Annotated in this window: 17 protein-coding genes; 12 read left to right on the top strand and 5 right to left on the bottom strand. The window is 61.4% G+C overall.

Annotated elements, in window-relative coordinates; all coding sequences use genetic code 11:
• Nucleotides 1-25: 25 nt before the first annotated feature.
• Entirely contained in the window at nucleotides 26-1,636 is a 1,611-nt protein-coding gene (gene guaA / locus DUPY_RS09430; protein ID WP_070247567.1) for a glutamine-hydrolyzing GMP synthase, read from the top strand.
• 173 nt (nucleotides 1,637-1,809) lie between these two features.
• Here the strand turns inward: guaA and DUPY_RS09425 are convergent, their stop codons facing one another.
• The 5 genes from DUPY_RS09425 to DUPY_RS09405 are packed head-to-tail and all read right to left on the bottom strand — an operon-like array spanning nucleotide 1,810 to nucleotide 8,804.
• Nucleotides 1,810-2,763 (bottom strand): PDR/VanB family oxidoreductase, encoded by a 954-nt coding sequence (locus DUPY_RS09425; protein ID WP_070247566.1) that lies wholly within the window; start codon nucleotides 2,761-2,763, stop codon nucleotides 1,810-1,812.
• Between the two features lies 1 nt (nucleotide 2,764).
• Nucleotides 2,765-3,808, bottom strand: coding sequence for a Rieske 2Fe-2S domain-containing protein (locus tag DUPY_RS09420; protein ID WP_070247565.1), 1,044 nt, complete (start codon nucleotides 3,806-3,808; stop codon nucleotides 2,765-2,767).
• 29 nt (nucleotides 3,809-3,837) lie between these two features.
• Entirely contained in the window at nucleotides 3,838-5,274 is a 1,437-nt protein-coding gene (locus DUPY_RS09415; protein ID WP_070247564.1) for an amidohydrolase family protein, read from the bottom strand.
• Nucleotides 5,275-5,313: 39 nt separating this feature from the next.
• Nucleotides 5,314-7,779, bottom strand: a complete 2,466-nt coding sequence (locus DUPY_RS09410; RefSeq protein ID WP_071651612.1) for an efflux RND transporter permease subunit — start codon at nucleotides 7,777-7,779, stop codon at nucleotides 5,314-5,316.
• Entirely contained in the window at nucleotides 7,776-8,804 is a 1,029-nt protein-coding gene (locus DUPY_RS09405) for a WD40/YVTN/BNR-like repeat-containing protein (protein ID WP_070247563.1), read from the bottom strand. Before DUPY_RS09405 ends, DUPY_RS09410 begins: the two co-directional genes overlap by 4 nt.
• Nucleotides 8,805-9,223: 419 nt before the next feature.
• Between DUPY_RS09405 and DUPY_RS09400 the strand changes: the two genes are divergently transcribed.
• From DUPY_RS09400 to dmpG, 11 genes are all read left to right on the top strand, one after another.
• A complete protein-coding gene (locus tag DUPY_RS09400) occupies nucleotides 9,224-10,351 on the top strand; it encodes an LLM class flavin-dependent oxidoreductase (protein WP_070247562.1) in 1,128 nt (375 codons plus the stop codon).
• Between the two features lie 89 nt (nucleotides 10,352-10,440).
• A complete protein-coding gene (locus DUPY_RS09395) occupies nucleotides 10,441-10,932 on the top strand; it encodes a flavin reductase family protein (protein ID WP_208600018.1) in 492 nt (163 codons plus the stop codon).
• Between the two features lie 59 nt (nucleotides 10,933-10,991).
• Nucleotides 10,992-11,612, top strand: coding sequence for a nitroreductase family protein (locus tag DUPY_RS09390; protein ID WP_084640637.1), 621 nt, complete (start codon nucleotides 10,992-10,994; stop codon nucleotides 11,610-11,612).
• 16 nt (nucleotides 11,613-11,628) lie between these two features.
• The gene (locus DUPY_RS09385; protein WP_070247630.1) at nucleotides 11,629-13,251 is read left to right on the top strand and encodes an AMP-binding protein; all 1,623 of its coding nucleotides are present in this window, start codon (nucleotides 11,629-11,631) and stop codon (nucleotides 13,249-13,251) included.
• Between the two features lie 111 nt (nucleotides 13,252-13,362).
• The gene (locus DUPY_RS09380) at nucleotides 13,363-15,048 is read left to right on the top strand and encodes a DUF1302 domain-containing protein (RefSeq protein ID WP_141749486.1); all 1,686 of its coding nucleotides are present in this window, start codon (nucleotides 13,363-13,365) and stop codon (nucleotides 15,046-15,048) included.
• Nucleotides 15,049-15,080: 32 nt separating this feature from the next.
• Nucleotides 15,081-16,442 carry a DUF1329 domain-containing protein gene (locus tag DUPY_RS09375; RefSeq protein ID WP_070247560.1) on the top strand — a complete coding sequence of 454 codons (1,362 nt, stop codon included), beginning with the start codon at nucleotides 15,081-15,083 and terminating at the stop codon, nucleotides 16,440-16,442.
• A gap of 135 nt (nucleotides 16,443-16,577) precedes the next feature.
• Complete coding sequence (locus DUPY_RS09370; protein ID WP_070247559.1) at nucleotides 16,578-18,077, top strand: 2-hydroxymuconic semialdehyde dehydrogenase; 1,500 nt, start codon at nucleotides 16,578-16,580, stop codon at nucleotides 18,075-18,077.
• Nucleotides 18,078-18,087: 10 nt separating this feature from the next.
• Nucleotides 18,088-18,498 (top strand): RidA family protein, encoded by a 411-nt coding sequence (locus DUPY_RS09365; protein WP_070247558.1) that lies wholly within the window; start codon nucleotides 18,088-18,090, stop codon nucleotides 18,496-18,498.
• Complete coding sequence (locus DUPY_RS09360; RefSeq protein WP_070247557.1) at nucleotides 18,495-19,277, top strand: 2-keto-4-pentenoate hydratase; 783 nt, start codon at nucleotides 18,495-18,497, stop codon at nucleotides 19,275-19,277. The genes DUPY_RS09365 and DUPY_RS09360 overlap by 4 nt, the downstream gene beginning before the upstream one ends.
• An 18-nt stretch (nucleotides 19,278-19,295) precedes the next feature.
• Complete coding sequence (locus DUPY_RS09355) at nucleotides 19,296-20,261, top strand: acetaldehyde dehydrogenase (acetylating) (protein WP_070247556.1); 966 nt, start codon at nucleotides 19,296-19,298, stop codon at nucleotides 20,259-20,261.
• Nucleotides 20,254-21,303, top strand: coding sequence for a 4-hydroxy-2-oxovalerate aldolase (gene dmpG / locus DUPY_RS09350; RefSeq protein WP_070247555.1), 1,050 nt, complete (start codon nucleotides 20,254-20,256; stop codon nucleotides 21,301-21,303). The genes DUPY_RS09355 and dmpG overlap by 8 nt, the downstream gene beginning before the upstream one ends.
• Nucleotides 21,304-21,305: the final 2 nt, after the last annotated feature.

Raw genomic sequence — 21,305 nt, 5'->3', positions numbered from 1 at the left:
TTCCATCCTTTAGCTCAAACACCCCATGCACTCAAAAATCCTCATTCTCGATTTCGGCTCACAGGTAACCCAGCTGATCGCGCGCCGCGTGCGCGATTCCGGCGTGTTCTCGGAAGTGTTCCCGTACGACGTCTCCGACGAGTTCGTGCGCAACTACGGCGCCGCCGGCGTGATCCTGTCGGGCAGCCACAGCTCCACCCTGGAAGGCGACGCCCCGCAGGCGCCGGCCGCCGTGTTCGAGCTGGGCGTGCCGGTACTGGGCATCTGCTACGGTATGCAAACCATGGCCGCGCAACTGGGCGGCAAGGTCGAAAACGGCCTGGTGCGTGAATTCGGCTACGCGGAAGTGCGCGCCCGCAGCCACACCAAGCTGCTCGACGGCATCAACGACTTCGTCACCGACGAAGGCCACGGCATGCTCAAGGTCTGGATGAGCCACGGCGACAAGGTGCTGGAAATGCCACCGGGCTTCGTCCTGATGGGCAACACTCCAAGCTGCCCCATCGCCGCCATGGCCAATGAAGAGAAGCATTTCTACGGCGTGCAGTGGCACCCGGAAGTGACCCACACGGTGCAGGGCAAGGCCATGCTGGGCCGCTTCGTGCACGAGATCTGCGGCTGCAAGTCCGACTGGAACATGCCCGACTACATCACCGAAGCCGTGGAAAAAATCCGCGCCCAAGTCGGTACCGATGAAGTGATCCTGGGCCTGTCCGGCGGCGTCGATTCGTCGGTCGCTGCTGCGCTGATCCACCGCGCCATCGGCGACCAGCTGACCTGCGTGTTCGTCGACCACGGCCTGCTGCGCCTGGACGAAGGCAAGATGGTCATGGACATGTTCGCCAAGAACCTGGGCGTCAAAGTCATCCGCATCGACGCCGAAGACCAGTTCATGGGCCACCTGGCCGGCGTGGCCGATCCGGAGCAGAAGCGCAAGATCATCGGCCGCGAATTCGTCGAAGTGTTCAACGCCGAATCGGGCAAGCTGGTCAATGCCAAGTGGCTGGCGCAAGGCACGATTTACCCGGACGTGATCGAGTCGGCCGGCAAGGGCAAAAAAGGTCAGACCATCAAGAGCCACCACAACGTGGGCGGCCTGCCGGAGCACATGAAGCTGTCGCTGCTCGAACCGCTGCGCGAACTGTTCAAGGACGAAGTGCGCAAGCTGGGAGTGGCCCTGGGCCTGCCGCACGACATGGTGTACCGCCACCCGTTCCCGGGCCCTGGCCTCGGTGTGCGCATCCTCGGCGAAGTGAAGAAAGACTTTGCCGACCTGCTGCGCCGCGCCGACGCGATCTTCATCGAAGAACTGCGCAACACGCCATACGAGTTCATCGCCGGCCAGGCCGTCGATTCGGACAACCTGCCGAAGAACTGGTACGAAGCGACGTCACAGGCGTTTGCGGTGTTCCTGCCGGTGAAATCGGTGGGCGTGATGGGCGACGGCCGCACCTACGAATACGTGGTGGCTTTGCGCGCGGTGCAGACGCAGGACTTCATGACGGCGCACTGGGCGCACTTGCCGCATGCGTTGCTGGGCAAGGTGTCCAACAGGATCATCAATGAAGTGCGCGGGATCAATCGCGTCGTTTATGATATTTCCGGGAAGCCGCCGGCGACGATCGAGTGGGAATGACGAGTCCGCTTAGTCAGCTATAACTAGCTGATTTTAAAGGATAAAATTTAAGGCCGTTGATGATCTGGTATAGATCATCAACGGCCTTTATTGGTTGTGTGTTGCATGGGAAGGGGCGGCATCACAGTCCACCGCTTCCGGTGATCGTTGCGCGACTGGTGCGCGGAGGCGCACTACAGGTCCAGCACCAGCAGCGCCGTCCAGGCACGCGAACAGCAGGGCGCGAACTGGTCGTTTTTCGCTTTCTCGTCGTCAGTCAGATAGACGTCGCGATGATCAGGAGTGCCCTGCAATACGCGCGTGATGCAGGTACCGCAGATGCCTTGCTCGCATGACACAGGAATATCGATGCCATGTTCCAGCAACGTCGACCAGACCGATCTATCGGCGGCAATCGTATAGCTTTTGCCACTGCTGGCAAGCTTGACCTCGAACGCTGTGTCGCCATCGGTATCCTGTGGCGCGTTGCCAAAATACTCCAGGTGGACACGGTCCGCAGGCCAGCCCCGGGCACGCGCGGTTTCCGTGACGAAACCGATGAAGCCGGATGGACCGCACACATAGATGTGGGTCCCCGGCGGCGCCGCGTCGATGATCTTGCCGAGATCCAGTCTTTCGCGCGCGGTTGCGTTATCGAAATACACATGGGACCGGGCGCTGAACTGCGAGGCGCCGATGCGATCGAGGAACGCCGCGCGCTCCGGCGACCGGGAACAGTAGTGCATGCTAAAGCTCGCGCCAACCGTCGCCAGGCGCTCGGCCATGCATAGAATCGGCGTGACGCCGATACCGCCGGCGAGCAGCAAATAATGATCAGCAGGCGTCAGGGGAAACAGATTGCGTGGCTCGCTGATCTGAACCACGTCGCCCACCTGGATCTGGTGCATCCCTGTCGAACCTCCGCGTGACTGCGGATCGCGCAGCACGGCGATCTGATAGCGATGGCGCTCCGCTGGATTGTTACACAGCGAGTACTGGCGTATCAAACCGCCTGGTACGTGGACATCGATATGGGAGCCGGCCGAAAATGGCGGGAGGGGATCGTCATCGATACTGGCTAATTCCAGGCTGACGATATCCTCCGCTTCCGTGGTTTTGTTGACGACTTTAACGACAATTGTGCTCATACTAAGCGCCTCGTACAACATTGGATACAGCCTCTGCCTCCTGCTTCACCCGCCTGCTCATCACCCGTTCGGCATGAACCACTGCCGCATCGTGCACTGTACTGATCATGGGAAGGGGTTTTCTCAGCAGGGATGCCTGTTGCGCCTCTAGGATATCTTCGTCTTCTTCGAAGGTTTTTCTCAGACCGGCGAACAGGGTCTTCGTCACCTCTGGCTCGTCCATGCGGTAACCGTGACATCCGGACCAGAAATAGAAACACGAAGTCTTTGTCTCTGGCGTGACATTATGGAACACGCGCAGCGCGAATCCACCTTGCCGCGGACCTTTCTCATACGCTTCCTCACCGACATTCAAGGCGCCGGTAAATTGCTTGACCGAGCCGGGCGCAGTGAACTCGAACTCCATCCAGCGGTCGATGCGTCCCTCGAAACCCACGGCGTCGACATACATTTGCGGAGGCTGCGTGTTCAATAACCACCGAATAAAGCTCACCCCGTTTTCGGAGGGGGATACTTCGAACTTTGCGGTGGTGTGCGCATCAGGATCCCCACCGATGGTGGACTTGTGAATGTAAGCGAGGTGGGTCAGATCCATCAGGTTCCCGATCATCAGTTTCCAGTCACACTTGACGTGCTGGGTGTGGGTCAGATGGGGCCATTCCTGATGAAATGGAAAACTGACGATCTGCGCTGGGTCGGCTTGCGCAACATCACCGGTCCAGATCCAGATCAGTTCGTCCTGTTCCACGACAGGATAACTGCGCACGGCCATCGCCGAAGGAATGCGTGCCTGGCCAGGAATCGCCACGCACTTTCCGGCGCAATTGAAGGTCGCGCCATGGTATCCGCAGACGATGTTGTTGCCTTCGATGGCGCCAAACTTCAGAGGCAGGCCGCGATGACAGCAGCGGTCTTCCAGTGCAGCGACCTTGCCGTCTTCGCCACGGAAGAAAACCACGGGCTCGCCGAGGATGGTCCTGGCAAAAGGCTGATCTTTGATATCGCTGGCCCAGGCGCCCACGTACCAGGCATTTCGAATAAACATATGAGAAGTCCTTGTTTTTAAGATGGCGTTTATTGTTTGGCGGCGTCAGAGTCAGCGCGTCCGTCTGTCACGGGCCAATGCACTTTTGGATAAATTCCCAATCGACCAAGCACATCGGCCGCAGCAATATCGACCGCAGCTTCTATTTCCTGATACAGAGCACTGTCGGTGAACTTTTTGTCCTCCATGACAATGACGCCGTTAATGACCACGGTCTGGGCATCGCTGCCGCTGCTGCCATAGACCAGGTCGGGAACCGGATTGGAGAATCGATTGGGCATCCATTGCGGACCGGAAGCGTCGAAGATAACCAGGTCGGCGGCCTTGCCCACTTCCAGCGAGCCGATACGATCGGACCAGCCCATGGCTTTGGCGCTGCCCAGGGTGGCCATCTCGAACACCTGGTAGGCCGGCATCAGCATCGGGTCGAGCCTGGCGTCCTTGTGTGCAGTGGAGGCCAGGTGCATCACGCGGACCATGTCCAGGAAGCGGCTGATGATCGCCGCGTCGGTTCCAAGCGCTACGTTGACGCCGGCGGCCAGCAGGTCCGGAATGACGCCATGGGTAACCCAACCATTGCCGCCGAGCAGGCTCGCTGATGGGCAGTGCGCGACATTGGTCCCTGTCTGTGCAAACACCTCGACATCTTCGGCAGGAATCCAGCCGATATGCGCCAGCGTCGTGCGCGGGCCCAGCAGGCCGAGATCCGCATACCGCTTGACGTCGGGGTTGCGATAGCCCGCCGCGTCGCCTGGAGCAGGTCGGCGTCCGATCAAGTGGCCGGTGATTGGGGCGTTGCGCTCGTGGGCGTGGTCCCGCACCAGTTGCGCCAGGGCGTCGCTGACGATCGGCGAGAAATCAATGTCATAGCCACCGCGGAGCAGGCCGTTGCCAGCGCCATTGAACTGATCGAAAGTCTTGTCAGCCAGCGCTATCATGTGCTGCGGATCGGCCGCTACGCCGCCGAACGGACCTGGTAAGTCGGCCATCTTGCAAGAGATGATGCCGCGCATGCCGACGCGTAGCGCCGCATTGCCGACGGCCGCCGGATGCGGACCCGCCGCATCCATGAAGCTGGTGGTGCCGTGCCGGATCATCTCGAAATACGTTGCCGCAGACGCCACATAGGCCTCTTGCTCAGTCAGACCGTCTTCAAAAGGAATCACCCGTTCCTTGAGCCGTTGCAGCTGCGGCAAGTCGTCAACCAGACCCTTGATCAGGTGGTCAATCGGATGGTTATGGACATCGACCAGCCCCGGTGTCAGCAGCCCGCGCGGCGCCTCGATGGTCTTGCGCCCGCGGTACCTGGCGCGAATACTTTGCGCGTCGCCGATTGCCACGATGTCCGAGCCATTGACGGCGACGGCGCCGTCGAGAATGATCTGACGCTCGGCATTCATCGTGATGATGCATCCGGCCGAGATCAGCAGATCGACTTCTTGAGTAGTGTTAGCGTGTTGTTGCATGATGCGGTCTCCTAGGGGGGCAGTTTTAAGATATTGGAATCAGGTTCGATTGAGCAGCTTGGCGCCGCCGCTAGCAAGGGCGTCGCTGGCGGTATCGTCGGTTCCCTGGACAGTGCTTGCAGTGCTCGCTGCACCCGCCGGGCGCACGTTATTTCTGAGCAGGTAGTGCGCCAGCGCCGGTAGCAGGATCAGCGCGCCAAGCATGTTCCACAAGAACATGAAAGCAAGCAGCAGTCCCATGTCAGCCTGGAACTTGATGGGGCTGGCGACCCAGGTGATCACGCCGATTGCCAGCGTCACACCGGTCAGCATCACCACCTTGCCGGTAAACAGCAGGGCGTCGTGGTAAGCCTCGAACAAACTTGCGCCCTGTCGCATACGCGCCAGCGTGACAGACAGGATGTACAGCGCATAGTCGACACCAATCCCCACGCCCAGGGCGATCACGGGCAAAGTGGCGACCTTGACGCCGATGCCAAGCGCCACCATCAGCGCTTCGGCCAGCACGGATGTCAGCACCAAGGGCAGCACCGCGACAACCACGGCCCGCCATGAACGGAATGTGACCAGGCACAACGCCACCACCACCCCGTAGACGACGAACAACATCAGCCGCCAGGCATCCTTCACGACGATGTTGGTGGCGACCTCGATGCCGGCAGAACCGGCCGCCAGCAAGAACTTCACATCGGCACTGTCGTTGTTATGGGCGAATTGCTCGACATGCGAGACCACCCGCGCCAGCGTGTCGGCCTTGTGATCGCGCAGGTAGACATTGAGCGTCAACAGGCCACAGCTTTCGCTGTACAAGTCGCGAGGTACATTGGCCGCAATGGTGTTGAGCATGTCCTGGTTGTGCAGGAATTCGTACCACTTCGGGTTGCCCTCGTTGAGCCCGGTCAGCACGCGCCGGATCAGCAATGCCAGCGAGCTGGTGCTTTCGACGCCGTCAAGCTGGCGCAACTCCCATTCCAGCTGATCGACCTTGTTCAGCGTGTCGTAGCGTGAACACTCGCCGTCGGGCGTCTTGACCATCACTGCCAGCACGTCGCTTGAAGCGCCATAGCCGGCGTTCATGAAACCGACATCACGGTTGTAGCGGCTGTCGGCGCGCAGCTCCGGCGCGCCCGGATCGAGGTCGCCGATCTTGAGTTGGGTACTGACGGCGAAGCCGGCAATTCCCAGCAGCACGGAAACTATCACTGCCAGCCTGGCCCACTTGCGCTGTGTGAAAAGATCGAAAAAGCGCCACAGCGGATGCGAACCGGCACTTTGTTGGGCGCGCAGGTTGCGCGCGGCGGCCTTTGCGCTGACGCCGGTGTAGCTGAGCAAGATCGGCAGCAGGATCAGATTGGTGAAGATCAGCGCCGCGACACCGATCGATGCGGCAATGGCGAGTTCGCGTATGACCTGGATGTCGATCAGCAGCAAGACCGCAAAGCCGACGGCGTCGGCCAGCAAGGCGGTGAGGCCCGCCATGAACAGGCGCCGGAAGGTGTAGCGTGCCGCCACCAGTTTGTGCGTGCCACGACCGATATCCTGCATGATGCCGTTCATCTTCTGCGCGCCGTGGCTCATGCCGATCGCAAAAACCAGGAACGGCACCAGCATCGAATAGGGATCGAGCGTATAGCCGAGTGCTGGCAACATGCCCAGCTGCCAAACCACCGCGACCAGCGAAGCGAGCACCACCAGCGCGGTCGAGCGCACGCAGCGGGTGTACCAGAACACCGCTGCCGCCGCGATCAGCACTGCCACAGCAAAGAACAGCAGCATGGCGCGCACGCCGTCGATCAGATCGCCGACTATCTTGGCGAAGCCGGTAATGTGCAGCGTCACGCCCTGCGCTTCATATTTGCTGCGCAAGGTTTCAAGTTGGCGCGACAGGGTCGCATAATCGAGCGCACGCCCTTGCGCATCGCTGGCCAGCAACGGCATGTAGATCACGCTGGAATTGCCGTCCAGCGCAACCAGTTGGCCCACTTCGCCCGAGCGCGCGATATTGGCGCGCAGTTGCTGCAGACTCTGCGGCCCGCCGTCGTAGCCTTCGGGAATCACCGGGCCACCATCGAGGCCATCCTCGGTCACGCCGACCCAGCGCGTGGTTGGCGTCCATAGCGATTTCATCTTCACGCGGTTGACACCCGGAATCACGAAGACGTCGTCACTGAGATGGCGCAAGGTCTCCAGGTACTTGGCATCGTAGATGTCTCCCTGTGGATTGGCCACGGCGATGCGCACCGCGTTGCCTAGGCCGGTCAAATCGTTCTGATAGCGCAAAAAATTCTGCACATACGGATGGTGCGTCGGGATGGTTTTCTCAAAGCTGGCGTTTACCTGCAGGCGCGTGGCCTGCCAGCCCAGCACCAAGGTCACCAGCACGCACAGCAGCATCACGATGCCGCGGTGATTGAATAGCGCGCGCTCAATGACGGAGCCTGACTTTGTATCGAAGTTGTTCAGCGATTTGGCGGTGGCCGTTTTGGCTTGAGTGAATGGCCTCATTTCACGGCACCCATCTTGAGCAGGGCAACGCCCTGGCCACCGACCGCCAGCACCTGCTCCGCATTGACCGACAACACCGCGTTCAGCGCCTGGTCGGTGCGCGCGCCAGTCTGCGAACGGGACGATGCGCCGGGAGCGATGCGCATCAGTTCTCCGGCGTGCGTGGTCAATAACACTTCGCCATCGGCACGCAGTAGCGATCCGGTGATCGACGCGCCCTGTGGCGTGGCAAACTGGGTCCAATTGACGCCGCCGTCGCGGGAACGCAAGATATTGCCGCGCATACCGGCGAGGATCATGTCTTGTGCGCCGTCCAGCTCGGCCGTGAAGAAGCTGCCGCGGTAGGGCGTAGCGATGCGACGGAAGGTCGCGCCCGCATCATCCGAGCGAAACACCAGGCCTTGTTCGCCGGCCAGCAGCAGCGTGTCGCCGCGCGCGCGTACCGCGTACAGATTCAGTGCCTTGGGATTGTCCAGCCTGGACATCCACGAATGCCAGTTGATGCCGCCGTCATCGGTGTAGAAGGCGAGGTTGTAAGCGCCCACCGCCAGCACGCGTTTGGTGTCGAAGACATACAGATCGAGCAACGGTTTATCGGCACCGTCAGTGACCAGTCGCTGTGCCTCCCGTAGTGCCGCAGCGTCGCCACTGGCCTGCGCCTGTTGCAAAACAATGCGCGCCGCCTGTATCCCATCGAGGCGACGCTGCCAGGTCCGCCCGCCGTCGTCGGTGGCCAGTACGACGCCGCCATGCCCGACTGCGAAACCATGCAACGCGTCCGCGAATCGAACTGCCGTCAGCGTCACCGCGACCGGTACCTGCGCCTGGGTCCAGCTCTTGCCGCTATCGTCGGACCAGATGATGATGCCGCGTTCGCCCACGGCGACCAGGCGAGCGCCAGCCTTTTCGGCACCGAGCAGTACCGACCGCTCGGCATGGCGCGACAGCACGGCCGCACGGTTGACCGCATCGAGCGCCGGGGAAGTTGCTGCGCCAGCAGCGAGCGTTCCTGCTGCGAGACACATCCCGGCGCAAACTTGCGCCGGCCATCGCGCCCGGCGCCACAGCTTCGCCAAAGATCTGCGCACCTGCGCACTTTCAATCCTGTTCAATTTCACGTCGTCTCCTGTGTTACGAATCTGTTCACATGCCCAACCTGGCGATATGCGCCTTCTGACTTCGGCGTTCAGAGGGGCGCAGTTGGTGTGTTGTTGTTCTACCTAAATGTGCCCAGTGTGCGGTGAGGTAGCGAAAATCCTCTTTCAAGAAACTGCGCATTTCTAATGGTGCCGCAAGGCATAGTCGGATCGCGCCGCACCAATTTTTGTCGCAGGATTTTGAAAGCCATCCGTGACAGCCGTTGCTAACCTGCCTGCAACGATCAGCTCATGGTCGAGAAAAAATATTCCGCAACCAAATAGCCGAGGCTAGAAAGAGAAGAGACATGACAAACGATACGCAGAACAGGAATCCGATGCGCGGTTCCAACCGCCTCAAGCTTGGCGTCTTTGGCGTCAACGGCGGCGCCGCTTTCACCAACCATCCGGACCGCTTTCAGGCGACCTGGGACAACAATGCCCGTATTGCAAAGATGGCGGATCGACTCGGCATCGAGGCGCTGGTGTCGGCGTCGCGCTGGAAGGCATTTTCCAAAGACAACCATTACTCCGGCGATCTGTTCGAAACCTTTACCTGGGCCGCTGCCGCAGCTGCAGTTACCGAACGCATCTCCATCATGAGCACGGTCCATCTGTCAGTGATTCATCCCATCATCGCAGCCAAGGCTGCGGCGACGGTGGACCTGATTTCGAAGGGCCGCTTCGGCATGAATCTGGTCTGCGGCTGGTATCGCGAAGAAATGGAAATGTTCGGCAGCCAAATGCTGGGCCACGACGATCGTTATGGACTTGCCGACGAATGGGTACAGGTGTTCAGCCGTCTTTGGGACGAACAGGCAGGCATCGATTTCAAAGGTGACTTCTATGACCTGAAGAAGGCGATCATTCAGCCAAAATCGCCGTATCCGAAGCCGATCCTGATGAATGCCGGCGGCTCTGACCGCGGACGCGAGTTCGCCGCAAAACAATGCGACGTCGCCTTCATCATTCCGCAAGATCCGCGTCCGGCGGCCCTGAAGAAACAGGTCGACCATTACCGCGATTTCGCACGGGAAAAATATGGCAAGGAGATCCAGGTCTGGATGTCCAGCTATGTCGTCCAGCGCGACAGCATGGAAGAAGCCCGTGCCTATGTCGAGGACTACGTGGTCACGCGCGGCGACGATGAGGGCGTCGATGCGTTCATTGCCAACAATATCGGCAACGCCAAGACCATGCCCGAAGGCGTGATTGAAAAGATGAAATTCGCCATCGCGGCGGGTTACGGCGGCTACCCGGTTCTGGGTACGGCGCAGGATATTGCAGGCACGCTTGCGATGATGTCCGAAGCAGGTGTCGATGGCGTGCTGTTGACCTGGCTGGACTACGAAGCAGGCCTGGCCAATTTCGGCGAGTCGGTGCTGCCGCTGCTGGAACAGGCAGGTCTGCGCGATCCAGCCAGCCCGCTGGGCTGAACCCAGGCGCCCGCAATGGCCCCATCCGCACCGCAGCTGGGGCCTTGCGCGGCACATCAACTTAGAGGTGACAGACGATGGACATGACTATGGAAACAGTACAGGCAGATTTCAAACAGGCAATGCGACGCCTGGCGGCGACGGTTGCGATCGTTACCTCGGGCACCGCCGACGACTGGACGGGGATGGCGGCCACCGCCGTGACGTCGGTCGCCACCGATCCACCGACGCTGCTGGTGGCGGTCAACCGCAACGCAAGCCTGTCACCGGTGTTGAAGCAGGAAGGGCGCTTCTGCGTCAATTTGCTGGCCGAACGGCATGCCGAAATCGTCGGTATCTTCAGCGGTCAAAAAAAGGGCCGTGAGCGATTCGAAGTCGGCGACTGGATTGCTGCGGGCAATGGCTTGCCGATCCTGAACGACGCGGTGGCCAGCCTGGTCTGCGTGGTCTCGGCGACCATGGAGGTGGCGACACATACCATTTTCATCGGGGAAGTGACGGAAGTCTATTGTCATCCCACCATCGATCCACTGCTGTGGGTCGACGGCCGCATGGCCTGCACCGGCGCGCTCCCTGCTTGAGCTTTCGGAACAATCAACACCCGGCGGGCCAAGGTTGGCCCGCTGCTAAAGGACTTATCGTGAACACTCGCGTTTCTCACCATCCCATCCTGCCCGTGATCCTGGAGCGCTGGTCCACCCGCGCCTTCGACCGCACTGCACCGGTTGACCGCAAAGAACTGGCCGCGCTGTTCGAAGCGGCGCGCTGGGCGCCGTCCGCCTTCAACATGCAGCCATGGCGCTTCGTTTTTGCCTTGCGCGGGGATGCCGGTTGGGATGCCATGCGTGATCTGCTGATCCCGTTCAACCAGGGCTGGGCCGGCGCGGCAGGTGCGTTGATCTGTATTTGCTCGGAAGTCGATGTCGCCACCAAGACGCCTGGCGAACGGCAGCCATCGTATAGCCACAGCTTTGATGCTGGCGCTGCTTGGGCGCTGCTGGCGCTGCAGGCGTCAAGCATCGGACTGAGCACGCACGCGATGACGGGCTTCGACGTCGAACGTGCGACGAGCGTGCTGCAATTGCCGTCTAATATGCGGCCGGAAGCGATCATTGCGGTTGGCAGGGAGGGCGCGCGCGCCGATTTGCCGGACGGACTGCGCGAGCGTGACGTGCCCAGCGACCGCCACCCGCTCGAGACCTTCGTCTATCAACATAGCTTCGGGACCGCTGCCCAATTGGGCGCTGCCAGCACCGAATGACATGGCTGAATTCAACATGACCACGACCGCATACCAGGACACCTACGCCAATGATAACTTGCCACCGCGCACACTGTGGCCCGAGCTGATTTTCGATGAGACGCTGCCAGCCTACCCGGCGCGCATCAACTGTGCCGTCGAACTGCTCGATACCATGGTTGCCGCCGGGCGTGGCGATGCACCGGCGATACATGGCGCGCACGGCAGCTGGAGCTATGCCATGTTGCAGGCGCAGGTCAGTCGCATCGCCCACGTGTTGCGCGAGGACTTGGGACTGCGCACCGGAAACCGCGTGCTGGTGCGCGGCGCCAACAATGCCATGATGGCCGCCAGCATACTGGCCATCTGGAAGGCCGGCCTGATCGCCGTGCCGACCATGCCGTTGTTGCGCGCCAAGGAACTGCACACCATCCTCGACCTGGCCGAAGTCAACGCCGTCCTGTGCGCCGGCGCGCTCAAGCAGGAAATGGTCTTGGGCATTGCACAAGCCGCCCGCCCACCTGCCGTCCTGTATTTCGACGATGACGGACCTGCCTCGCTGGAGGCGCTGATGGCAACCAGGCCCGGTAATTACACGGCAGTGGACACCGCCGCGGAAGATGTCTGCATTATCGGTTTCACCTCCGGCACCACCGGTCGGCCGAAAGGCACCATGCATTTCCATCGCGATGTGATGGCAATCTGCGATTGCTTTCCGCGCTCGACGCTGAAGGTGCAGGCAGACGATGTGTTCATCGGTACGCCACCGCTGGCATTCACCTTCGGACTGGGCGGCCTGCTGCTGTTCCCGATGCGTTTCGGTGCGGCCACGGTGCTGATGGAAAAACTGAGCCCGGACCTGCTGCTCAAGGCCATCACCGACTATCGCGTCACCATCTGTGTGACCGCGCCGACCTTTTACCGCCAGATGGCGCCGCTGGCTGTCAACCATGACCTGGGCAGTTTGCGCAAGTCGGTGTCGGCGGGCGAGGCCTTGTCGCTCGAGACACGCCAGCGCTCGCAGGAGGCCACCGGCCTGGCCATGATCGACGGCATCGGCGCCACCGAAATGCTGCACATTTTTATCTCCGCCGCCGACGACCAGATACGCCCCGGCGCCACCGGCAAACCTATCCCCGGCTACACCGCCTGTGTCCTGGACGCCGCCGGCCGGCAGGTGGGACCGGGCGTGCCCGGACGGCTGGCCGTGAAAGGCCCGACCGGCTGCCGCTACCTGGCCGATCCGCGTCAACGCGAGTATGTCGTCAATGGCTGGAATGTCACCGGCGATACCTACGAAATGGACCACGACGGTTATTTTTGGTACCGCGCGCGCACCGACGACATGATTATTTCGGCGGGCTACAACATCGCCGGTCCGGAGGTCGAAGAGGGGCTCATGCAGCACCCCGACGTGGCCGAGTGCGCCGTCGTGGCCTGTCCTGACGAGGAGCGCGGTCAAGTGGTGATGGCCTATGTGGTGCTCAAACAGGGAATCGCGCCCAGTGCCGAGATGGCTAAGACCTTGCAGGACTTCATCAAGCAGAATATCGCGCCATACAAGTATCCGCGCAAGATCGAATTTCGCACCAGGCTGCCGCGCACGGAAACGGGCAAGCTGCAACGCTTCAAACTTCGGCTGGAGGCGCAAGGGCAGTAACCACGCACAGCATGGAAATGCGCAGTTTCCTGAAAGAGAATAAGCGACTCCTCAAGGCAAACTACCTTTCGTAGTTCGTCAAAACAATAACCCCGAAACAGAGGAGATAACGTGAAATGCAAAAAAATGGGAAGTGCTGCCAACCGCCAGGCGTGTTGGCCGATCTTGGCGACTGCGTGCATGCTGGGGGCAGCGAATGTGCAAGCGGGCGAGTTGAGTGTAGCCGATCCTGACTGGTCGGTTCGCTTTGATAACACCGTCAAGGCAGGCACGACGTATCGCCTGAAGAACGCCGATCCGGCATTGGCAAATTCCTTTGCGGGACAAGCGCCAACCGGCCTCGGTTTCAACGCCGGCGACGATAACTTCCGCAAAAGCGGCTTCGTTTCCAACCGCCTCGACCTGTTGTCCGAATTCGATGCCATCTACCAGCGCAACTTCGGCGTGCGCGCCAGCATGGCGGCCTGGCAGGACTTTTCAATCCAGGGCCGCAGCGACGCGATCGACCGGATGAACGGGCAGACGCCTTATAACACCTTCAGCAATTACACCAAGGACGAAGCAGGGCGCAAAGCAGAACTGCTCGACGCCTTCGTGTTCGGTGGCTGGGACCTGGGCGAAGGTCGCAAAGCCACTGTTCGCCTCGGTAAACATTCGCTGCAATGGGGCGAAAGCCTGTTCTTTGGCGACAACGCCATCGCCCGTGCCCAAGGTCCGATTGACATCTTCAAGCTGCTCGCCTCGCCCAATGCGCAGTTCAAGGAGATCATCCGTCCGGTGCCCCAAATCTCGTCACTGGTTCAACTGTCTCCGGACGTTTCAGTCGGCGCTTACTACCAGTTCCGCTGGGAAGCCGACCGCCTGGCTCCGGCCGGCAGCTACTACTCCAACAGTAATCTGATCTGGGGCGGTTCCAACTTTCCCCAGCCGCTAGGCCTTGGTCCCGCCGGCACGTACACATTGGCACCAGGCGGCGACCACGAGCCCAAAAATTCGGGTCAGTTCGGTGTACAACTGAAGTGGCGGGTGGACGAGACCGACCTTGGCTTCTATTTTGCGCGGTTCCATGACAAGGATGGTCAACTGACCGCCCAACTCAATCCTGGCGGCGCACCCAATGCCGACGGCACGCTTGCGGGCACCTGGTATTACCAGTTCCCCCAGGATGTCAAGGTGGCGGGTGCGAGTGCGTCGCTTTCGGTGGGCGACCTCAACCTCTCGCTCGAGGGCTCCGTGCGCGACGACATGCCGCTGCGCAGCGGGCAGATGATCCATGGTTTCTTCCCCGGCCAGACCCCGCTTCGCCCCGCTACCGGACGCACCGCTCACCTCAATTTGTCGTGGCTGGCGACCTTCGGCCCAAGCTTCATTGCCCAAGAGGCGTCGATGATCGGCGAGATCGCCTCGAACCGCGTGCTGTCGAAGACAGATCCGGATCAAACGCTCGACTCCGGTCGCACGCGTAACGCGACCGCGATTCAAATGGTCTATACGCCGAGCTACCGCCAGGTCATGTCCGGGGTGGACCTCAACGTGCCGCTCGGCGTCCGTTATACGATCGACGGCAACTCCTCGGTCACATCCTGGGACGCCAAGGGCAACGGCAGCGTCACGGCAGGCCTGGACGCGACCTATCTGGGCGTGTGGCAGCTGTCGATGAACTACACGCATTACATCGGCAAGGCGGTGCCCTATATCGACTACACGCCGCAGGTTGGCACCAACCCCAATTTTGGATTGGGTAATTCCCTTGCCGACCGGGATAGCATTTCCCTGTCGATACGCCGCACGTTCTAATTATTCCGAAAAATACCAAGGAGAGACACAGAATGAACCACAAACCTATCGCAGTGGCAACTGGGCTGGCCACGCTGCTGGCCGCCTTTTCGTTGCCGAGCTTTGCTGGTGTCAGCCCTGAAGAAGCGGCCAAATTGAAAACCGTGTTGACCCCACTGGGCGCCGAGAAAGCCGGTAACGCCGATGGCTCGATTCCGGCCTGGACCGGTGGCTATACGACACCGATTAGCGGCGACAAGCCGGGTGGACGGCGCGGCGATCCATTCAAGGACGAGAAGCCATTGTTTTCCATCACCGGGAAAAACGTCCAGCAATATGCGGGCAAACTGGCAGAAGGAACCGTCGCGCTGCTGGCGAAATATCCCGACTACCGTCTCGACGTTTATCCGACCCATCGCACCGCAGCGGCGCCGGAATGGATGTATGAAAACACCTTCAAGAACGCTACCAGGGCCAGCTTCACCAAGGGCATGCCGTCAGGTGCTTATGGTGGCGTACCGTTTCCGATTCCAAAGCTTGCAGAAGAGGTCATCTGGAATCACATGCTGCGCTGGCAGGGTACGACAATGCGTTTTACCGGTACGCAGTACCAGTTCACCAGTGATGGTCGCACCGTATTGACCCTGGACGGCGGCGGCGATCAGCAGGCGCCATACTACTTCGAGGATGGCTCGCCAGAGCAATTCGCCAAGAGCGGTGACTTCCTGAACCTGCGTTTGCTCAATGCCGGGCCGCCGATCCGTGCCGGCGAAGCCATCGTCGTGCGCAACAACGTCGACAGCAGCAAGGACCAGAGCTGGATTTATCTGACCGGCCAACGCCGGGTGCGCAAGTTGCCGAACCCATGTTGCGACACGCCGACGCCAACCAGTTCCGGGCTGATGAGCTTTGACGAGGTGTTCGTCTGGTATGGCAGTTTGCATCGCTTTGACTGGAAGCTGGTCGGTAAAAAGGAAGTCTACATCCCGTACAACAACAACAAGATGCTGCAGCCGAAGACCGATGCCGAAATGCTCGGCTCGCATTTCGTCAATCCGGATCACGTGCGCTGGGAATTGCATCGCGTGTGGGTGGTCGAGGCAAGCCTGAAGGCGGGCCAGCGTCACCAGGCCGCGAAGAGCCGTTACTACTGTGACGAGGATACCTGGCAATGCGTGATCGGCGACCGCTGGGATGGCCAGGGCCAATTGTGGAAAACCGTCTGGTCGTCCAATTTCGTCGCCCCCGACCTGCCGGGCACTGTCACCTCCGGCTACGGTTACAACGATTTACTCTCCGGCGTTGCCTACTATGCCAACTTCCAGAACACCAAGGCGAGCCAGTATCCGCTGTTGAAACGGATGTCTGACAGCGTGTTTACGCCGGATGCAATGGCCGGTGAAGGCGTGCGCTGACGTCGAGCCTGGACTTTGACGCGTGAGCCACTATTCCAGAATCGAATAGTGGCTCACGATATTTTGAATTTTGTTTATGCAGCCGCCTACCTATACTCGGCTCTAGATTGCACCATCAACTACAGCGGGGACTTCATGGATCAGACCAGTCAGGCATCGACAGACAACGCCGCCCAAGGGCGTACGGTATTGCGCAATTACGTGGACGGTGAGTTCCTGTCATCGGACCGCACCTTCCTCAACATCAATCCAGTCGATGGCAGCGTCATCGCCGAGGTCAGCGAGGCTGACCAGGCCACCGTCGACCGCGCGGTACAGGCGGCGCAGCGCGCCTTGTCCGGTCCGTGGGGCAAACTCAGCGTGCAGGAGCGCGCTGCCATGCTGCACAAGGTCGCCGATGGTATCGAAGCGCGCTTCGAGGAGTTCGTCGCGGCGGAAGTGGCCGATACCGGGCGTCCGGTGCAGCAGGCCCGCACGCTCGACATAGCCAGGGCGGTGGCCAACTTCCGCACCTTTGCCGACCTGGCCAAGACAGCCAACACCGACCTGTACGAGATGCACACGGCCGACGGCGCCGGCGCTCTCAATTACACGGTGCGCAAGCCGCTGGGCGTGGTCGGTGTGATCTCGCCGTGGAACCTGCCACTGCTCCTGTTTACCTGGAAGGTGGCGCCGGCGCTCGCGTGCGGAAACACCGTGGTTGCCAAACCGTCGGAAGAGTCGCCGTCGTCGGCGACCCTGTTGGCCGAGGTGATGCGCGACGCCGGCATCCCGCCCGGTGTGTTCAATCTGGTGCACGGTTTCGGCAAAGATTCCGCCGGCGAGTTCCTGACCCGCCATCCCGGCATTGCCGCGCTGACCTTTACCGGTGAATCAAGTACCGGCAGCACGATCATGAAGGCTGTCGCCGACGGCGTCAAAGAGGTGTCGTTCGAGTTGGGAGGCAAGAATGCCGCCGTAGTCTTTGCCGACAGCGATTTCGATGCCGCCGTCGCCGGCGTGATGCGTTCCTCCTTCACCAATGCCGGACAGGTCTGCCTGTGCTCGGAGCGCGTCTATGTCGAGCGTCCCATTTTCGACCGCTTTGTCGCCGCCATGCGCGAACGAGTTGGCCAGCTCAAGCTGGGCTTCCCGCACGAGGACGGGGTGGACATGGGGCCGCTGATCTCGCACGGCCACCGCGACAAGGTGCTGTCGTACTACCGCCTGGCGCGGGAAGAGGGCGCCACTGTCGTGGCCGGCGGCGGCGTGCCGCGTTTTGGCGACGAGCGCGACCAGGGCGCCTATGTCGAACCCACCATCTGGACCGGATTGCCCGACACCGCGCGCTGCGTGCGGGAAGAGATTTTTGGCCCGGTGTGCCATATCGCGCCTTTCGACACCGAAGACGAAGTAGTGGCGCGCGTCAACGACAGCGACTATGGCCTCGCTTGTGCGCTCTGGACCAACAACCTGACACGTGCGCATCGCGCCGCGCGCCGCATCCATGTCGGCCTGGTGTGGGTCAATACCTGGTACCTGCGCGACCTGCGCACGCCGTTTGGCGGGGTCAAACTGTCGGGTCTTGGCCGTGAAGGGGGGCGCTATTCGCTCGACTTCTATTCGGACGTGTCGAATATCTGCATCAAGCTCTGAGGAGGCCGCCATGCGTATCACCATGCAGTCGCCGGCCATCCCGGCGCCGCGTTTCCGCTATAGCCCGTGCGTGCGCATCGGCCAGGTCTACCAGGTCTCCGGCATGGTGGCGCTCGATCCTGTCAGCGGGCAGCTGGAAGGCGGCGGGGTTGGCGCCGAGACCACGCGCATCCTGGCCAATTTGCTCGCGGCGCTGCCGGACTATGGTTTGACGCTCGATGACTTGCTGATCGCCCGCATCTTCACCACCCGGTTCGAACAATTCTCCGCCATCAATGCGGCCTGGGAAGCCGTGTTCGACGAGCGCGTGACGCCCCCTGCGCGCACCACGGTTGGCGTCAGCGCATTGCCGCTGAACGCCACGGTAGAAATCGAATTCTCCTTTGTAAAGTCCTCACTGCGGAAAGTGCACCAAAAATGAATAACGACATGATCAGACACGCGGCCGACTTGCTGTGGGATGCCGAGCGGCTCGGGCAACCTTGCGCGCCGGTGCGGGACTTGCCCGGTATCGCCGACGTGGCGGCCGCCTATGCCGTCCAGCAGATCAATACGGAGCGGCGCCTCGCTGCCGGACAACGCCTGGTCGGGCGCAAGATCGGCCTGACGTCCAAGGTTGTACAAACACAGCTGGGCGTAGACCAGCCGGACTTCGGCATGCTGTTCGCCGAGATGTGCCTGGGCGACGGCGAGGAAGTGGCGCAGGGGCGGGTAATGCAGGCAAAGGTGGAGGCCGAAATTGCCCTGGTGATCGAGCGGCCGTTGACGCACCGGCACAACACCGTGGCCGATATCATCGGCGCCACCGCCTATGCCCTGCCGGCCATCGAGATCGTCGGCAGCCGTATCGCCAACTGGAACATCAAATTGGTCGATACGGTGGCCGACAACGCCTCGAGCGGCTTGTTCGTGCTCGGCTCGCGTCCCGTCAAGCTCGATGCGCTGGACCTGGTCGGCTGCGGCATGCTGATGGAGCGGCGCGGTGAACAGGTCAGTGCCGGCGCCGGTTCGGCCTGCCTGGGCAATCCGCTGCTGGCGGCCGTCTGGCTGGCCAATATGATGGTCCATGTCGGCCAGCCGCTGCAGGCGGGCGACATCATTTTGACGGGGGCGCTGGGCCCGATGGTGCAAGCCGCCTCGGGCGATGTGTTCGATGCCCACATCGAAGGCCTGGGGCGAGTCCGCGCGGCTTTCGCATAAATCAACAAGGAACACGACATGAAACTTCAACCAAAACGGCTGGAGGTCGCCATCATCGGCTCCGGCAATATCGGCACCGATCTGATGATCAAGGTGATGCGTAATTCGAGCCACCTGCGCATGGGCGCGATGGTCGGCATCGACGCCGCCTCGGACGGCCTGGCGCGCGCCAGCCGGCTCGGCGTGCCGACCACGCACGAGGGCGTGGAAGGCCTGCTGGCGCTGCCCAATTTCGCCAATATCAAGATCGCCTTCGACGCCACTTCGGCACAGGCGCATGCCGGTCACAACGCGCTGCTCCAGCGCCACGGCGTGCGCGTGATCGACCTGACGCCCGCAGCGATCGGCCCTTACGTGGTACCGGTCGTAAACCTCGACGCCCATCTCGACAGCCCGAATATCAACATGGTGACCTGCGGCGGCCAGGCGACGATCCCGATGGTACGCGCGGTGTCGCGCGTGGCCAAGGTGCACTACGCCGAAATCGTGGCCTCGATCGCCAGCAAATCGGCCGGTCCCGGCACGCGGGCGAACATCGACGAATTCACCGAGACCACCTCGGCTGCCATCGTCAGCATCGGCGGCGCTGCGAGCGGCAAGGCGATCATCGTGCTCAATCCTGCCGAGCCGCCGATGATGATGCGCGACACGGTATTCTGCCTGGCTGCCGATGACGCCGACGAAAACCTGATCCGTGAATCGGTGCGTGCCATGGCGGCCGACGTGGCGGCCTATGTCCCCGGTTACCGCCTCAAACAGGAAGTCCAGTTCGAGCGCATTCCGGCCGATCGCCCAATCAATATTCCAGGCATGGGGCCGAGGTCGGGCCTGAAGGTGACGGTGTTCCTGGAAGTGGAGGGGGCCGCCCATTATTTGCCCGCTTACGCTGGCAACCTCGACATCATGACCTCGGCGGCGCTCGCCGCCGGCGATGCAATTGCCGCCAAACTGATGGCTGCCGCCGGAGGATACGCCCATGACTAAGCAGGACAAACTGTACATTTCGGACGTCACGCTGCGCGATGGCATGCATGCGATCCGCCACCAGTATTCGATCGAGCAGGCAGTGGCGATTGCCAGTGCGCTCGATGCGGCCAAGGTCGACAGCATCGAGGTGGCCCACGGCGACGGCCTGCGCGGCTCGAGCTTTAACTACGGCTTCGGCGCCCATACCGATCTCGAATGGATCGAGGCGGTGGCCGAGGTGCTAAACCATGCCAGCCTGGCTACCTTGCTGTTGCCTGGCATCGGAACCTTGCATGACCTGGACGCCGCCCACCGCGCTGGCGTGCGGACGGTGCGGGTTGCCACCCATTGCACCGAGGCGGACATCGCGCGCCAGCATGTCGAGCATGCACGCAAGCTGGGCATGGACACGGTCGGTTTCCTGATGATGTCGCACATGATCACGCCTCAGCAACTGGCGGAGCAGGCCAAGAAGATGGAGAGCTATGGCGCCAACTGCGTGTACGTCGTCGATTCCGGTGGCGCGCTGTCGATGCGCGACGTCGCCGAGCGTTTCAAGGCGTTCAAGGAGGTACTCAAGCCAGAGACCGAGACCGGTATCCACGCGCATCACAATCTCTCGCTGGGGGTGGCCAACTCGATCGTCGCTGTCGAACATGGCTGCGACCGGATCGATGCCTCGCTGGCCGGGATGGGCGCTGGCGCCGGTAACGCGCCGCTGGAAGTGTTCATCGCTGCGGCCGGCCGCCTGGGGTGGAATCACGGCACCGACCTGTTCGCGCTGATGAACGCTGCCGACGACCTGGTGCGCCCACTGCAGGACCGTCCGGTGCGGGTCGATCGCGAGACGCTCGCGCTCGGATACGCAGGGGTGTATTCAAGTTTCCTGCGTCATGCCGAGGCTGCCTCGGCACGCTACGGCATCGCAACCGTCGACATCCTGGTCGAGTTGGGGCGCAGGCGCATGGTCGGCGGGCAGGAAGACATGATCGTTGACGTCGCGCTCGACCTGCTCAAGTCTGGCCAGGCGGCAGCTGCCGCAGCGGGAGGTGCACGATGAGC

Origin of the sequence: Duganella phyllosphaerae, from assembly GCF_001758785.1 — a bacterium.
Classification (GTDB): Bacteria; Pseudomonadota; Gammaproteobacteria; order Burkholderiales; family Burkholderiaceae_D; genus Rugamonas; species Rugamonas phyllosphaerae.
Note: the sequence above shows the minus strand (reverse complement) of the source record. Positions and strands in the feature narration are given on the sequence as shown.